The organism is Corynebacterium neomassiliense (assembly GCF_900626215.1).
Lineage (GTDB): Bacteria > Actinomycetota > Actinomycetes > Mycobacteriales > Mycobacteriaceae > Corynebacterium > Corynebacterium neomassiliense.
The window spans coordinates 2554352-2570339 of the sequence record NZ_LR131106.1 but is presented as its reverse complement, the minus strand read 5'-3'; the positions used below and the strand labels follow the sequence as shown (position 1 = coordinate 2570339).

The following is a 15988-nucleotide window of genomic DNA, read 5'->3' as shown; positions in this document are numbered from 1 at the left end:
CTGGACGGCATGTCCGTTCTTCCAGTCGTCATCTGCGGCGACCCCGTCCTGCACCGCCCCACCACCCCGGTCCCCGAACCGGTCGTCGACCAGCTCGGTGAGGGCACCGCACTGAGCGGGCTCATCGCCGACATGTACGAGACCCTCGAAAAGGCACACGGGGTGGGACTGGCGGCCAACCAGGTCGGGCAGGGACTGCGGCTGTTCGTCTACCACTGCCCGGACATCGACGGGCCGGACGGTACCCGGAAGTCCGACGCCGAGATCGAGGCCCAGGGCGGCCCCATGCGCCGTGGCTGCGTCATCAATCCGGTCCTGGAGACCGGGCCTGTACCGGAGACCATGCCGGACCCAGAGGACGACGTCGAGGGATGCCTCTCCGTCCCCGGCTACGACTACCCCACCGGCCGCGCCGACTGGGCACGGGTCTCAGGCTTCGACGAACACGGTCAGCCGGTGAGCGTCGAAGGCCACGGGTTCTTCGCCCGCTGCCTGCAGCACGAGACCGGCCACCTCGACGGGCACCTCTACATCGACATGCTCATCGGCCGTTATGCCCGGGCTGCGAAGAAGATGGTGAAGCGCGAGGGGTGGACCGTCCCGGGCAACTCCTGGCTTCCCGGGGTCGACCCCGACCCCTTCGGCCACGACGACTGAACCGCCGTGTCAGCAACCCCCTCCGGGCACCCCCGTGACCCTGCCGCCGGCAGACGGCCGGACCCAGCCGCCGGCGAACGGCCGAACCCTGCCGCCGGCAGACAGCCGGACCGGGACACCGCCTGGTCCGGTGCCCGGGCAGGTGCCCTCCCACCGGCGCAGACCGGCCTTCCCTTCCCCGTGTCGAGACACACCGACCCGCTCACGGTCCGGCCCGGCGCGCGCGCCACTGTCCGCCGCACCGTCACCGGGGACGACGGGCGTCCCCGCATCAACCCTGCCACCGGCCGACCGCTGGTCAGCGACATCATCGGCGTCCTCCGTCAGACCGACCCGCTGACGGTGGAGGACGCCAAGGGTGCCGTGCACCACATCCCGGCCGCCGACGTCGTGGTCCTCAAGACCCTCCACTCCCGTCCGGTGCGGGCCTCCGACATCCGCGCAGTCGAGGCCGCCACCGCCGCCGCGTTCCCCGGACTGGAACACCGCGACATCGACGGTTGGCTGGCCAGGGCCGGCGACGGGATCACCGAACGGTCGAACTCCGCGGTCCCCCTGGGGCCGGAGACCGGGACCACCCCGGTGCCGCTGGACAGGATCCACGCCTTCTACCGGTCCCACGGGCTGCCGACCCGGCTCCTCCTTCCCGACCGCATCAGCCGTCCCGCCGAACCTCTGCTGGCCCTGCCCGGGGTACAGCGTGGCCCGGAGATCATCGTCATGGCCCGCAGCCTCACCGGGCCCCTGCCCCCCGTCCCTGAACCGTCGGCGGACCTGGCAGGACGCCTGGAACTCCGGATCGACGACCAGCCGGACGACCAGTGGCTGCGTCTCTACCACTTCCGTGGCAGGCCCCTGCCCGAGCACGCCCTCAGACTCCTCGCCGCCAGGCTGGAGGGTTCGCTCGGTTTCGCCCGCCTCAGCGTCGACGGGGAACTCGTCGCCGTGACCCGCGGCACCGTGACCGGGGGCGGGGGCCGCATGTTCCTCGGTTACTCGGCCGTCGAGGTCGCCCCTGCGTGGCGTCGTCGTGGTCTGGCGACCCTGCTGGGGACCGCGATGCTGCACTGGGGGGCACGGCACGGTGCGACGGAGAGTTGCCTGCAGGTCATCGCGAGCAACACCGCCGGGCGTGGCCTCTATCTCAACCTGGGGTTCACCGAGCACCACCGGCACCGGTGCATCGTCATTCCCGATACTGTGTAGGGCATGCCGTCAGCACTGCGTATCGCCACCTGGAACATCAATTCCGCGCGCACCCGGGAGGACCGCGTCCGTGAGTTCCTCGCCCGCTCGGACGTGGACGTCCTGTGCCTCCAGGAGACGAAGTGCACCGACGCGCAGTTCCCGGACTTCTCCGACACCGGCTACCGGCAGGTGCACCACGGTGACGGATCGTTCAACGGTGTCGCACTGCTGTCCCGGGTGGGCGTCAGTGACGTACGCACCGACTTCGGGCAGCCCGGTTTCGACAAGGACCCTGCGGCCCCGCAGGAACCGGAGGCCAGGGCACTCGGTGCGGTGTGCGGCGGGGTGGAGGTGTGGAGCCTCTACGTTCCCAACGGCCGGGAGATCTCCGACCGGCACTACACCTACAAGCTCGACTTCCTCGGGGCCCTGGCGTCCTACGCGGAGAAGACCGAGGGCCCCCTCGTCCTCGCCGGCGACTTCAACATCATCCCCACCGACGACGATGTCTGGGACCCCTCCCTGTTCGTAGGGAAGACCCATGTCACCCCGCGGGAACGTGCCGCCCTGCGGCGGTTGGAGGACGCCGGGCTCACGGAGTCCACCGCCCCGCTGACGGGGACCTACTCCTACTGGGACTACCAGTCCCTGCGGTTCCAGCGGGGACAGGGCATCCGTATCGACCTGCAGTTCTGCCGGGGTATCACACCCTCGGCCGGGGAGGCCCCCGTCACCGACACTGACGAGCGCCGTGGTCGTGGTGCCTCCGACCACGCCCCGGTGACGGTCACCTACACCGTGCCCTCTCTGCCCTCCCTGCCCGCCGAGTCAGCTGTGTCGGGAAGCTGAGCGCGGCATGTGGGACGATCTGCACTCAGCGTGGAGCTTCATCACCCCCGACGGTTTCGGGTTCTCCTTCCTCGGCACACTCGTGACCGAAGGTATGGCGTGGTGGGCGTGGATGCTGGTGGCCCTGGACTACTCCCTGAAGATCATCGCGCTGGGCTATGTGCCGTCCCAGCGCAAACCGACCAGTGCGATGGCGTGGCTGCTCGCCATCTTCCTCATGCCTTTCGTCGGCATCATCCTGTTCATGCTCATCGGTTCGCCGTACATCAACCGGCGCCGGCACCACATCCAGAACCGGGCCAACGAACTGATCCGCACCGTCAGCCGTGACGAACCGGATGTCCCGGAGGGACACACGCTCACCCCGGAGCAGCGCAGCCTCGTGTCCCTGAACCGACGGCTCACCGCCATGCCCGCGACCACCGGAACAGTCGTCGACGTGCACTCGGACTACAACGCCTCGATCAGGCGCATGGCCGAGGCGGTGGACACCGCGGACCACTACGTCAACGTGCAGATCTACATCACCGCCTGGGACAGCACCACCGACGTCTTCTTCCGTGCCCTGGAACGGGCGGTGGACCGCGGCGTCACCGTCAGGCTGATGTTCGACCATGTCGGCAGCTGGAAGTACCCCGGTTACCGGACCCTGGGACGACGGCTCGACGCCATCGGCGTGAGATGGCTGGTCATGCTGCCGCTGCAGCCGTGGCGGTGGAGGTTCCGCCGACCCGACCTGCGCAACCACCGCAAGCTGGTGGTCATCGACGGGCACACCGGCTTCATGGGCAGCCAGAACATGATCGACTCCTCCTACCTGATGAAGGCGAACGTCCGGGAGGGACGTCACTGGATCGACAACATGGTCGAGGTCACCGGGCCGGTGGTCACCATGCTGAACTCAGTCTTCGCCGTGGACTGGTTCACGGAGTGCGGCGAAGAACTCCCGCTGCTCACCCCCTCGGAATCCGCCGAGTGGCTGGACAACGGACCGAAGGGCAACTCCCCGGACGCCGTGCCCGACCCCGGCAGCGACATGCTGCAGATCGTGCCCTCCGGCCCCGGGTTCACCACCGAACCCAACCTCCGGCTGTTCAGTTCGGTGGTCCACCACGCCAAGTCCCACCTGATCCTTGTCAGCCCCTACTTCATCCCTGACGAGTCACTGCTGGAGGCGATCACCACCGCCGCGTACCGGGGTGTGGAGGTCGAGCTCTTCGTCTCGGAGAGAGCCGACCAGAACCTCGTGGAACACGCCCAGTCCTCCTACTACGCCGAACTGTTGTCCGCGGGGATCCGGATCCTGCGCTACCCGTATCCGGCGGTCCTGCACTCCAAGTTCATGATCGCCGACAACGAGGTGGTGTGCACCGGCTCGTCGAACATGGACATGCGCTCTTTCGGACTGAACTACGAGATCACCCTGATGTCGGTGGAGGGGACTCTCCTGCACAGGATGAAAGACCTCGCCGCGGAGTACCGGGAGGCCAGTGTGGAGCTCACCGCCGAGGAATGGGACCGGCGTCCCCGGCTCCGGCGCTACGTCGATAACGTGGCCCGCCTGAGCTCCGCACTACAGTGAGTGTCTTACAATGGCGGATATCCGCTTTTGGCTGTGCAATGAACTGCGAGAAGGAGTCCGCCATGACCAATGAGACCGTCGACGACCTCTACGAGGACTCGCGGGGCTCCATACGCGGACACCGTGCGCCGGAGATTCTGCCCGACGTCGACGTCACCGAGATCGCCTCGGCGGTCTACGACTTCCTCTCCGCCCTGCGCCGGCTCATGGACCGGCCCAACCAGAAGCTCTCCATCTCCCAGTCGGAGATCGAGGTCCTCCAGTTCATCTCCCAGCACCCCGGATGCGGTGTCTCCGACATCGCCCGGCTGCGTTTCCTGCGCGCCTCGAATGTCTCGGCGACAGTGCGCCGGCTGATCAACTCCGGACTGGTCCTGCGACGGGCCAATGACCAGGACCGCCGCGCACAGGACCTTTTCCTGTCCGAGGACGGCATCGAGATGCTGAACTCGGTGACGGACGAATGGGCGCTGCTGATCTCCCGTGCAGCGACCAGGATGGACGGCAGGGACCTGGCCAAACTGCGCCGTGGCGTCCCTGCACTGCGCAACCTCTCCGTCGCCGCCGAGGGCCTCATCGAGGACATCCAGCGGCAACGCTGACCGCCACGACCTCCGGAGCACCGGGGGTGACGCCAGGGGCACCGGGGCCCGCCGGTGCGGAACTCCGGGGGCTCAGCCGCGGCGCCGGCCCAGCACACCGGCACCGGCCGCGACAACGGCACACACCGTCATCACCAGTGCCATGTTCAGCAGGCCGTCATCCATGAGCCCCACCAGCGGGGCGACCGTGCCTGCGGTGATGAACTGACCCGCACCCAGCAGTGCCGAACCAGCACCGGCACGCCCCTGACTCAGGTCCATGGCCAGGGCGGTGGTGTTGCCCATGTTCAGGGCGTTGCCGATTGTCGCGATGAACGTGCAGACGACCACCGCCGGCAACGACGGGTCAACGAGTGCAACGACCAGCAGCGCCACTGACCCGGTGACCAGCATGGCGTGACCGGTGCGCTGCAGGACGGCCGGGCCGAACCTGCCGACAATCCGCGCATTGACCAGGTTGGTGACCACCAGGGCCACGGCATTACCCGCGAAGACCAGACTGAAGCCCGTCGAGGACAGTCCGAGCTCCTCCTGCATGACGAACGAGGAACCGGAGACGAAGCTGAAGAACACCCCGAATCCGACCGCGAAAGCCGCCAGGTGACACACGAACGCCGGGACACGGAACAGGCCGGCCATGCGGCGGTACACCACAGACAGTGAACCTGACGCCCGCTTCTCCTTCACCAGGGTCTCCGGAAGGAACACCGCCACCACGAACTCCACGGCGCCGACGGCCGCGAGGACCCAGAACACCGTCCGCCAGTCGCCCAGGCCGGCGACGACACCACCCACCACCGGGGCGAGGATCGGTGCCACCGCGGTGAAGATCATCATCGTCGACAGTGCTTTCGCCGCCGCCGACCCCGTGGCCCGGTCGGCGATCATCGACCGCCCCAGCATCACACACGTACCGCCGGCCGCACCCTGAAGGAAACGGACCACGATGAACAGTCCCACCCCGGGAGCCAGGGCACAGACGACCGAGGCCGCCAGCCAGACAACGGTCGCGACCGTCAGCATCCGGTGGCGGCCGACCCTGTCCGACAACGGTCCCATCACCAGCTGGCCGAGGGCCATGCCGACCATGAAACCGGTGATGGTCAACTGGGTGACCGAGTCGGTGGTCCCCAGGTCCCGGGTGATCTCCGGCAGGCTCGGCAGGTACATGTCGGTGCCGAACGGCCCGGCAGTCGACAGCAGGGCTATACCTGCGAGCATCGCCAGGGGAAGTGCGGGACGGGGCGCGGAAGATGACGCGGGCCGGGAAGTAGTCACGTGGTGCCAGGATACCCCCCGGTCACACGTCCCGACGCCTCAACACCGCAATTCCCGCGCCGAAGACCACGACAACGATGACGATGAAGTAGATCAGCGACCCCGTGGTACCCCACGGCGCGTCCGGAATCGGCGTCCCGGACAGCGCGGCGTTCAGGTTCCTGAACGGAAGGTACGAGGTGACATGTTCGCCGATCTTCGGGATCGCGCCGATGAGGTCCTCGAGCAGCAGCACCCACAGCATCAGCAGGGCGACCGCGCCCGCGGTGCGGCGCAGCAGGTACCCCACCCCCACGGAGACCATGACCACCAGTACCGAGGACAGGACGGTCAACCCGACGGCACGCCAGGCGCCGTCGGCACCCAGGGACAGTCCGTCGGTGAGCGACTTGTCGTCCAGCTGCATGTTCGCGGTCATCGCGGTGAAAAAGACACTGGCGACACCCACGACAAGGAAGACGACGGCCGTCACGGCACCGTAGACGACAGTCTTCGCCACCGGCAGCTGCCACCTGCCCGGCGCGGCGAGAGCGGACAGTTTCGCGGTCCCGTTGCCGTACTCGCCGGTCACCGTGATCACCGCCTGGACGATGACGATCATCGTCCCGAACAACTGCAGTCCCTGCAGCGCGGTGGAGACGGTGAACAGTTCCGAGGGATCGCCCAGGGCCGTGAGCAGACTCGTGTCCCGGTCGTCGACGGCCTGCTGGAATGTCGAGCCGTTGGCGTAACCCATCAGAAGGGCCCAGCCGAGAGTGAACAGTACGATGAGCGCGGTGGTCCAGTAGAGGCTCCGGGTGGTGCGGAGCTTGACCCATTCCGCGCGGACGGTGTTGAGCAGCATCAGTTGTCCTCTCCCGGGAGTGAGCCGGTCTGGTAGTCCACGGCGTGACCGGTCATCCGCATGAAGGCGTCCTCCAGGGATGCACGACGTTCGGTGAGCTCCAGGACCATGAGACCGTAGCTGTAGGCGATACGTCCGACATCGTCGGGGGTGGCGCCGTGGACGACGAGGACGGGACGGTCCTCCTCGTCGGTGGAGCGTTCGAACCTCAGACCCTCCTCGGTCAGGGCCTTGTCCAGGTGGTCGAGATGCTCGGAGCGGACGACGGTGGTGGATTCCGAGGAACTGCTGATGAAGTCACGGGTGGTGGTGTCTGCCACGAGTCTGCCCTGGCCGATGACGACGAGCCGGTCGGCGGTCTGCGACATCTCGGACAACAGGTGGGAACTGATCAGAACGGTCCTGCCCTCAGCGGCGAGGTGCCGGACGAAATCACGGACCCACCGGATTCCCTCAGGATCGAGACCGTTGACCGGCTCGTCGAGGATGAGAGTTCCCGGGTCACCCAGCAGGGCAGCCGCCAGGCCGAGCCGCTGCCCCATTCCCAGTGAGAACCCGCCCGCCTTCTTACCTGCGACATCGGACAGTCCGACCAGGCCGAGGACCTCGTCGACCCGGTTCCTCCCGATGCCGTTGGCCGCTGCGATCCAGCGCAGGTGGTTCGCCGCGGAACGGTTGGGGTGCACCCACTTCGCGTCCAGCAGCGTCCCCACCTTCGTCAACGGGCGGTCCAGGTCGCGGTACCTGGTGCCGTCGATCGTCGCGGTGCCGGAGGTGGGTTCGTCCAGCCCGGTGATCATCCGCATGGTGGTCGACTTCCCCGCCCCGTTGGGTCCGAGGAAACCGGTGACGATGCCGGAATCAACCGTGAAGGAGAGATCGTCGACCGCAGTGGCGGCTCCGTATCTCTTGGTCAGTGACTGGACTTCTATCATGGTCCCATGGTGCCACATCCCTCCCGCCGGCCCCGGACAGTATCATCGGAACCATGTCCCTGCCGGAGACGGTGACGCCACCCACGTCGCACCCACAGCCCAGTGCCGGACCCCGCACGGGCCCGCAGCCCAGCGGGGCGCCGCGCCGGGACGCCGACCGTTGGATGGACGAGGAAGCCGCCACCGACGGCCCCCGCCGGCTCCATATCTTCACCCCGCTGGTGGAGGCCCCGAAACGTTTCGCCCGGTTCATCTCCACGACTCCCGGACTGCTCTCCGTGGTCTCCGTCATCCTCGTCGCCGCCATCCTCGCCGCCGGCGGGGCGATGGCCGCGTCCTCAGGGGACAGGCAGGATGAGCTCAGCACCATGGTCAACAGGTCTGAGCCGGTCTCATTTGCCGCACAGGAACTCTACAACTCCCTGTCGGTCGCGGACGCGGTGGCGACGACAGGATTCCTCACCGACCCGTCCCGGACTGCGGACACCCGTGACCCCTACCGTAGGGCGCTGGACACCGCCTCCCGGGCCGTGGTCCGTGCCTCGAACGGTATCGATGACCCGTCGAGCAGGGAGATGTCGCTGATCCTGGAGATCCAGGAGAAGCTGCCCTCCTATGTCAGCCTGGTCACCGAGGCAGGGGCGAACAACCGGCAGGGTTTTCCGCTCGGTGCCGCGTACATCACCCAGGCGTCCTCGATGATGCAGGAGGAACTCCTGCCGGCCGCCGCCGAGCTCTACGACCGCACCAGTTCCTCCGTCGTCGCCCAGCAGCACCGGCTCACCCGGCCCAGCTGGTTCGCCCTGTCAGGCCTGCTCGCCGCGGTACTGATGCTCATCGTGGCGCAGTTCTGGCTGGCTGCGTGGTCGAACCGGCGGATCAGTGTGGGATATGCGACGGCGACCGTCCTGATGTCCGTCGCCCTGGTGTGGGCGGGGGTGTCCTCCCTCAGTACCTGGCACGAGGGTCCCCGGGGGGTGACCGGGACGTCACTGCCCCTCCAGACACTCACCTCGCTGAGGATAGAGGTCCAGCAGGCGAGGTCCACCGAGGTCCTGGGACTGGTGCAGCGTGACTACACCAGTGACAACCAGAACAGTTTCTCCGACCGGGTCGCCTCCATCGACGCCCAGCTGGAGCAGCTGCGTGGTGCCGCGGACGGTCAGGACGGCCGGACCAGGATCGACGAGGCACGGGAGGCGTTGCGCACCTGGGACAGTGCCCACGCCCAGATGGTGTCGATGGTGCGGCAGGGTGACTACTCCGCCGCGGTCAGGGCGACCGTCGGTGACGACGACAACGGGGTCAGTGAGAGTTTCACCGCCCTCGACAACGACCTTGAGTCGCTCATCGGGAACTCCCGGGAGCAGTTGCGCGACTACCTCGCCGACGCCGGTGCCGCCGCCAGCCGGGTCAATCTTCTGGTGCTGGTGCTGTCCCTGCTGTCGATCCTCTGTGTCATCCAGGGCACCCGCCCCCGTCTCCAGGAGTACCTGTGATGGCTGCCCCCGGTCTCCTCCGCGCCGCAGGGTCCTGCCTGCTCCTGGTCCCGGCGCTCCTGCTCGGTGCCTGCGGGGCCTCCGACGGGGTCCAGCGCTGGCCGGACGCCCCGGAACCGACCCTCGCGCTGCCCGCCGGTTCGACGTACGTCAGCGGCGACACCGGCCCCGTCCAGGACGACGGTGGTGTCCCCTTCGGTTCCCTGGCCCCCGACGATGAACCGGCGTCGGTGAGAGTGCCGCAGATCATCGAGAGGGGACGGCTGATCGTCGGCGTGTCGCAGTCGATGAACCGCCTCGGGTTCCGCGACCCGGTCACCGGGGACATGGCCGGTTTCGAGGTGGACATCGCCCACGAGATCGCCCGGGACATCTTCGGTGACCCCGGGAGAGTGGATTTCCGCTACGTCGAGGGCGCTGACCGGGAGGACGCCCTGTACGACGGTGACGTGGACATCGTCATACGGTCGATGACGGTGACCCGGACCAGGCAGGCCACCCTCGAGTTCTCGGAACCGTATCTCACGGTCTCCCCCCGGCTGCTCGTCGGCAGGGACTCCGGGATCACCTCGGAGGCGGATCTCTCCGACCGGACGGTGTGCACCGCGGAGAACACCACCAACGCCCAGTCCGTGTCCCAGGACATACCCCACGGTCGCCTGCTCGTCACGCAGACCTGGACGGACTGTCTCATGGCCATGCAGCACGGACAGGTGGACGCCATCTTCTCCGATTCCCCGGTGCTGTCGGGGCTGCGTGCCCAGGACCCCAACACCGAGCTCATCGCGACCGACGGCTCCTCCGATGTCTACGGGGTGGCTGTCGCCCCGTCGACGGTGCGGGACACCGAAGGGCTGGTCCGCCAGGTCAATGCGACACTGGAACGTATGCGGGGTGACGGTTCCTGGACCCGCAGCTACAACAGGTGGCTCGCACCGTTCATGGGTGCCGCGGTGCAGCCGGAGGCGGAGTACCGGAGTGCGGAGGAGTCGGAGGAACTGAGGGACATCCGGCTCGCCGCACGCAGGACGCCTCCGTCAGATGAGCCCGGCGGGTCCGGCGCACCTGCCACCACCGCCGACGTACCGCAGAGCGAGGGGAACCGACAGTGAAGGACAGGAAGAACCGGGCGAACGGGGATGACCGGGCGAACGGGGGCTCCGGAGACGACGGCCGGGACGACTCCGGGATGACGCAGGGCTCCGGGGCAGGTCCGTCGGACGGGCACACCGGGCCTGTGACTGGGCCGGGTACTGAAGCGGTCGTCTTCGATCCTTTCGCCGACGATGACGACGAACCCGAGATCGACATCGCCGACCTTATGGCGGGAGGTGGAACCGCGGGCACGGGCACCGGAAATGACAGCGGGAGCGGCGGCAACGGCGGCACCGACAGCAGCACCGACAGCGTCACCGTGTCCGCCGACAGGACTGCCGAGAGAGCGACCGACGGTGCAACCGCACGGACCCCCGGCCCGACTACCTCAGACGGTGACGCGGGAACGTCTGCGACACCTTTCGATCCTTTTGCCGAGGACAGTGACGACCAGACCCCGACGGGAGCGGGCACCGACGCGACAACGACCCGCGACGCCGGGGAGCGCAGCCGGCTGGAGGCCCTCTCCACCTTCCGTCGACGCCGTGGCACCTCCCGGGCCGGGGCAGATGTCGCCGGAGGCATGGTCCGCCTGCCGTTCATACCGCCGACCGACCCTGCCAGGGCGGTGATCGACCCGGCGGAGGAGATCGCGAAGGGCACCGAAGCACCGACCCTGTCCGCCGGTGACATCGTCGCCGGGCAGTACGAGGTGATCGGTCCCATCGCCCACGGCGGGATGGGATGGATCTACCTGGCGCTGGACCACAACGTCTCCGACAGGTGGGTGGTCCTCAAGGGCATGATGGCGACGGTGACCCGCCAGGAACGGGCTGTCGCGGAATCGGAGCGGGCCTTCCTCGCCGACATCACCCACCCGGGAATCGTGAAGATCTTCAACTTCATCGACGATCCGCGCAGTCCCGGCGGTTTCATCGTCATGGAGTACGTCGGTGGGCCCTCCCTGCGCGACCGTCGGCGTCTGCAGAAGGGAAACACCCTCGACGTGGACGTCGCGATCGGGTACATCCTGTCCGTCCTCCCCGCACTGGAGTACCTGCACTCCCGGGGCGTCGTCTACAACGACCTGAAGCCGGACAACATCATCATCACCGAGGACCAGGTCAAGCTCATCGACCTCGGCGCGGTGACCGGTATCGGGGCGTACGGACATATTTTCGGCACGAAGGGTTTCCAGGCCCCGGAGATCGCGCGCACCGGCCCCACGGTCGCCAGCGACATCTACACGGTCGGCAGGACCCTCGCGAGCCTGGTGGTGAACCTCCCGGTCACCGACGGCGTCTACGATCCAGGTCTGCCCTCCCCCGACGATGAGCCGCTGTTCCGGCGTTACCTGTCGCTGTACCGGCTCCTGCTGCGGGCGACAGACCCGGACCCGGACGTGAGGTTCTCTTCGGTCCGCAGTCTGCGCGACCAGCTTGTCGGTGTGCTCAGGGAAGTGCTGGCCATCAGGGACGGGAGACAGTACCCGCACACCGCCACCCGGTTCACCGCCCAGAGGTCCACGTTCGGCACGAACCACCTGCTGTTCCGCACCGACCAGCTCCTGGACGGAATCGAACGCTCGGTGGAGATCACCGCCCCGGAGGTCGTGGCCGCTCTCCCCATCCCGTTGACGGATCCTGCGGACCCCGGCGCCGCCCTGTTGTCGGCGGCGAGCCTGACAGAGCCGGGCGAGATCATCGACACCCTGTCCACCGCGATGGACCAGCCGGGTTTCGAGAATTCCCGGGAGATCCCGTTGACCCTGGTCCGCGCCCAGCTCGACCTGGGGATGACCGCGGAGGCGGAGACCATCCTGAGGGACATGGACGCCACTGCCCGCCGCGACTGGCGTCACCAGTGGCTGTCGGGGGTGTGTGCCCTGCTCAACGGTGATTTCGTGAGCGCCCAGAGGTACTTCAACACGGTGCTGAACATTCTTCCCGGTGAACCGGCCCCGAAACTTGCACTGGCAGCTACCGATGAACTGCTGCTGCAGGCCCAAGGGGTCAACACCGTGGGGCTGCTGGACGCCGACATCCGGCGCTCGGCGATGGCGCTGACGTACCAGCAGGGACTGAACCTTGACGAGGAGACCTCGGTGCCCAGCTGGAGCCATCTCACCCTGGATCCGGTGGCTCTCCGGTTCCACGCGCTCCGACTGTACGGTCTGGTCTGGTCGACGAATCCGACGACGGTGTCCTCGGCGTTCGGGATGGCCCGGCAACTCCAGGCGGAGGGGATGGTGGACGCCGCGGTCGCGACACTGGACAGGGTGCCGGCGAACTCCCGGCACCATGAGATCGCCCGTCTGACGACGGTGCTGATGTTCATCACCGACCGTAAGGCGCTCAACGAGTCCCGTATCCGACGGGCGGGCAGGCGCCTGGAGCTTCTCCCGACGACGGAGCCGCGGATCCCCCAGCTGCGGATCGCGGTCCTCTCCGCCGCCCTGGACTGGTTGCGTGACCGGGAGTCCTCGGGCCGGCCGGTGACGGTCGGACCGGGACAGCTGTTCGACGTCGACTTCACTGAACGGGGGCTGCGGACGGGCCTGGAGCGGGGACTGCGTGAGCTTGCCCGGCAGTCACCGTTCGCCAGGCACCGTTTCCGGCTTGTCGACATGGCCAACAGGATCCGCCCACGGACCTGGTTCTGACCCGGTGCCCTCTCCTGTCGGGGCCGTCAGGCGGTTCTAGCTGTCAGCGAGCTCCGCCGCGGCACGCGCGATGGCGAGCTCCTCGTTCGTCGGGACGACGAGCACCTTCACCTCGGAATCGTCGGTGGAGATGAGGCGGGCTCCCTTCACCCCTGCTTCGTTGTTGTTCCTGGCGTCATCGATGATGATCCCGAAGTTCTCCAGGTTGGCCATGGTGTCCCTGCGGATGCCGACATGGTTCTCCCCGACTCCGGCGGTGAAGGTGATGGCGTCGAGGCGTCCCAGTTCCAGCATGTAGGAACCGACGTACTGGCGGACCCGGTGGACGTAGATGTCATAGGCTTCCTGGGCGTCCGACTCCCCTTCGTTCATGAGTTCCTGGAGCAGGCGGAAGTCGTTGACGCCGCAGAGGCCCTTGAGACCGGAACGGCGGTTGAACAGGGTGTCGATCTCGTCGATGCTCATTTTCGCCTCGCGGACGAGGTGGAAGATGACGGAGGGGTCGATGTCGCCGGTACGGGTACCCATGACCAGGCCTGCCAGCGGGGTGAGCCCCATGGACGTGTCGATCGCCTTGCCGCCCCTGATCGCCGCCGCCGACGCACCGTTGCCGAGGTGCAGGGTGATCTGGTTGACCTCCCGCGGATCCTTGCCGATGATGTCGGGCACCAGACCGGAGACGTACTTGTGGCTCGTTCCGTGCGCCCCGTACCTGCGGATATGGTACTGGTCGGCGATGTCACGGTTGAGAGCGTAGCGGGATGCGGCGTCCGGCAGCGAGTGGAAGAACGCGGTGTCGAACACCGCGACATGGGGGACGTCCGGGAGCAGTGCCCGGGCGTTCTCGATCCCGTCGAGGTGGGCCGGGTTGTGCAGCGGGGCCAGGGGGATCAGTGAGCCGATCTGTTCGGCGACCCGGTCGTCGATGATCACCGGTTCGTTGAAGATGGACCCGCCCTGCACCACGCGGTGGCCGACAGCGTGGACGTCAAGGTCCTGCGGGCCGACCCCCAGCAGGGACATCATGCCGAAGGCACGTTCCAGGCCGACCGAGTGGCTGAGGATCGGGCGCCGGTCCTCGATGGTGTTGTTCTCGGTGACGATCCGGATGTGACCGCGGGACTCACCGATCTGCTCGACCAGTCCGGAGAGGAAAGGGACGTCCGGGTGCTCGGCCTCAAGGTCGAGGACCTGGAACTTGATGGAGGAGGAGCCGGAGTTCAGGACCAGGATGTGCTGCGTCATGGTTGTGGGTGACCTTTCGGTTAGTTGCCGGCCTGGATGGCGGTGATCGCGACGGTGTTGACGATGTCCGCGACCGTGGCCCCGCGGGACAGGTCGTTGACGGGCTTGTTGAGTCCCTGGAGAATCGGGCCGACCGCCAGGGCGTCAGCGGTGCGCTGCACGGCCTTGTAGGTGATGTTCCCGCTGTTCAGGTCCGGGAAGACGAAGACGTTGGCGTGGCCGGCGACAGTGGAACCCGGGAGTTTCTTCTGTCCGACGGACTCGACGACCGCGGCGTCGAACTGGAGCGGGCCGTCGATGCTGAGGTCCGGTGCCGCGGAATGTGCCAGCGAGACCGCTTCGGCGACAGCCTCCACGTCCGCACCTGACCCGGAGGATCCGGTGGAGTAGGAGAGCATCGCGACCCTGGGGTCGATGCCGAACTGTGCGGCGGTCTTCGCCGAGACCACGGCGATCTCCGCCAACTGGGCCGGGGTGGGGTCCGGGTTCACGGCGCAGTCGCCGAAGGCCCAGAGGACGCCGTCCATGACCATGAGGAAGATCGAGGAGACGATGGACGCCTCGGGAACAGTCTTGATGATCTGGAAGCTGGGCCTGATGGTGTGCGCGGTGGTGTGGGCGGCACCGGAGACCATGCCGTCGGCCAGTCCGAGATGGATCATCATCGTCGCGTAGTAGCTGATGTCCTTCATCGTCTCCCGTGCCTCGTCGAGGGTGACTCCCTTGGCCCGCCGGAGTTCGGCGAACTCGGCGGCGAACCGTTCAAGGTCGTCCCCCTTCGTCGGGTCGGTCAACGTGGCACCCGACAGGTCGAGTCCGAGCTCGTGGCCGCGGGCGGCGATACCGGACGGGTCGCCGAGGATGGTGAGGTCGCAGACCTTCTTCGCGAGCAGCTGGTGGGCGGCGGTGAGGATACGGTCGTCATCACCCTCGGGCAACACGATGTGCGCGGACGCGGCGCGGGCCTGGATGATGAGGTTGCGTTCGAAGACCTCCGGGCCGACGACCGGTGTGGAGGGGTCGGCGTTGTCCAGCCTGTCCAGCTCGGTGAAGGCGATCGCCTCCCCCTCCGCCTCGAGTGCGGACCCGCCGTGGGAGCCGTCCATCAGTGCGATGCCGCGGGGGATGCGACCGACCCGGACGAGCTGTCCGGACACCTGCTGGAGCTGGAGGTGGTCCTGTTCGCCGGCGGCGACGAGGAACTGTGGTGCACCCACCGCCGCAGCGAGGCGGGAGTCGAACATCGGCTCGCCGGTGGCGACGAGCACTCCTCCGTCGGTGTCGAGGGCGACGTCCAGGGCGGCACTGAAATCCGGTGCTGCGGGGCGGAGCGTGTCGAAGATGTCGGTGACGGTTCCGACATCGGGACCGTCAACGGCTCCCAGGGTGCTGAGCAGCTCCCTTCGGCGGCCTGCTGCGGCGGCGATCGGACTGAGCACGGCGCGAACTGTCACGGAATCTCCTGTGTGGTGTGGTCTACACGGACCTTACTATTGTGCACCGAACCACAAGCGGTGACCAACGCCACATTTTCGGGCACGGGCAAACAGGC

At 67.5% G+C, this 15988-nt stretch carries 13 protein-coding genes; 8 read left to right on the top strand and 5 right to left on the bottom strand.

Going from position 1 to position 15988, the window contains the following annotated elements:
- The first annotated feature begins 9 nt into the window (after positions 1-9).
- The 5 genes from E0E18_RS11220 (at position 10) to E0E18_RS11200 (ending at position 4878) form a co-directional block, all read left to right on the top strand.
- Positions 10-657, top strand: coding sequence for a peptide deformylase (locus tag E0E18_RS11220; RefSeq protein WP_110482066.1), 648 nt, complete (start codon positions 10-12; stop codon positions 655-657).
- Positions 658-663: 6 nt separating this feature from the next.
- Complete coding sequence (locus E0E18_RS11215) at positions 664-1863, top strand: N-acetylglutamate synthase, CG3035 family (protein ID WP_237559755.1); 1200 nt, start codon at positions 664-666, stop codon at positions 1861-1863.
- 15 nt (positions 1864-1878) lie between these two features.
- Positions 1879-2694 (top strand): exodeoxyribonuclease III, encoded by an 816-nt coding sequence (locus tag E0E18_RS11210; RefSeq protein ID WP_066590259.1) that lies wholly within the window; start codon positions 1879-1881, stop codon positions 2692-2694.
- Between the two features lie 7 nt (positions 2695-2701).
- On the top strand, positions 2702-4276 hold the full coding sequence (cls, locus tag E0E18_RS11205; protein WP_078057557.1) for a cardiolipin synthase: 1575 nt from the start codon (positions 2702-2704) through the stop codon (positions 4274-4276).
- Between the two features lie 62 nt (positions 4277-4338).
- Positions 4339-4878: a MarR family winged helix-turn-helix transcriptional regulator gene (locus tag E0E18_RS11200; RefSeq protein WP_066590255.1), complete on the top strand. Its 540-nt coding sequence runs from the start codon at positions 4339-4341 to the stop codon at positions 4876-4878.
- Between the two features lie 72 nt (positions 4879-4950).
- Here E0E18_RS11200 and E0E18_RS11195 read toward each other — a convergent pair whose 3' ends face one another.
- From E0E18_RS11195 to E0E18_RS11185, 3 genes are read right to left on the bottom strand one after another with little or no spacing between them, the layout of a single operon-like run.
- Positions 4951-6156 (bottom strand): multidrug effflux MFS transporter, encoded by a 1206-nt coding sequence (locus tag E0E18_RS11195; protein ID WP_227871055.1) that lies wholly within the window; start codon positions 6154-6156, stop codon positions 4951-4953.
- 22 nt (positions 6157-6178) lie between these two features.
- Positions 6179-7000, bottom strand: coding sequence for an ABC transporter permease subunit (locus tag E0E18_RS11190; RefSeq protein WP_130840873.1), 822 nt, complete (start codon positions 6998-7000; stop codon positions 6179-6181).
- A complete protein-coding gene (locus E0E18_RS11185) occupies positions 7000-7935 on the bottom strand; it encodes an ABC transporter ATP-binding protein (RefSeq protein ID WP_066590231.1) in 936 nt (311 codons plus the stop codon). Before E0E18_RS11185 ends, E0E18_RS11190 begins: the two co-directional genes overlap by 1 nt.
- 53 nt (positions 7936-7988) lie before the next feature.
- Between E0E18_RS11185 and E0E18_RS11180 the strand changes: the two genes are divergently transcribed.
- The 3 genes from E0E18_RS11180 (at position 7989) to E0E18_RS11170 (ending at position 13191) form a co-directional block, all read left to right on the top strand.
- Complete coding sequence (locus tag E0E18_RS11180; RefSeq protein WP_237559754.1) at positions 7989-9434, top strand: MCP four helix bundle domain-containing protein; 1446 nt, start codon at positions 7989-7991, stop codon at positions 9432-9434.
- Positions 9434-10546, top strand: a complete 1113-nt coding sequence (locus tag E0E18_RS11175) for a glutamate ABC transporter substrate-binding protein (RefSeq protein WP_110482070.1) — start codon at positions 9434-9436, stop codon at positions 10544-10546. The genes E0E18_RS11180 and E0E18_RS11175 overlap by 1 nt, the downstream gene beginning before the upstream one ends.
- A 77-nt stretch (positions 10547-10623) precedes the next feature.
- A complete protein-coding gene (locus tag E0E18_RS11170) occupies positions 10624-13191 on the top strand; it encodes a serine/threonine protein kinase (RefSeq protein WP_066589506.1) in 2568 nt (855 codons plus the stop codon).
- 36 nt (positions 13192-13227) lie between these two features.
- Here the strand turns inward: E0E18_RS11170 and E0E18_RS11165 are convergent, their stop codons facing one another.
- Together E0E18_RS11165 and pta are read right to left on the bottom strand one after the other, a co-directional pair.
- Complete coding sequence (locus E0E18_RS11165) at positions 13228-14436, bottom strand: acetate kinase (RefSeq protein WP_066586790.1); 1209 nt, start codon at positions 14434-14436, stop codon at positions 13228-13230.
- A gap of 20 nt (positions 14437-14456) precedes the next feature.
- Entirely contained in the window at positions 14457-15890 is a 1434-nt protein-coding gene (gene pta / locus E0E18_RS11160) for a phosphate acetyltransferase (RefSeq protein ID WP_130840871.1), read from the bottom strand.
- Positions 15891-15988: the final 98 nt, after the last annotated feature.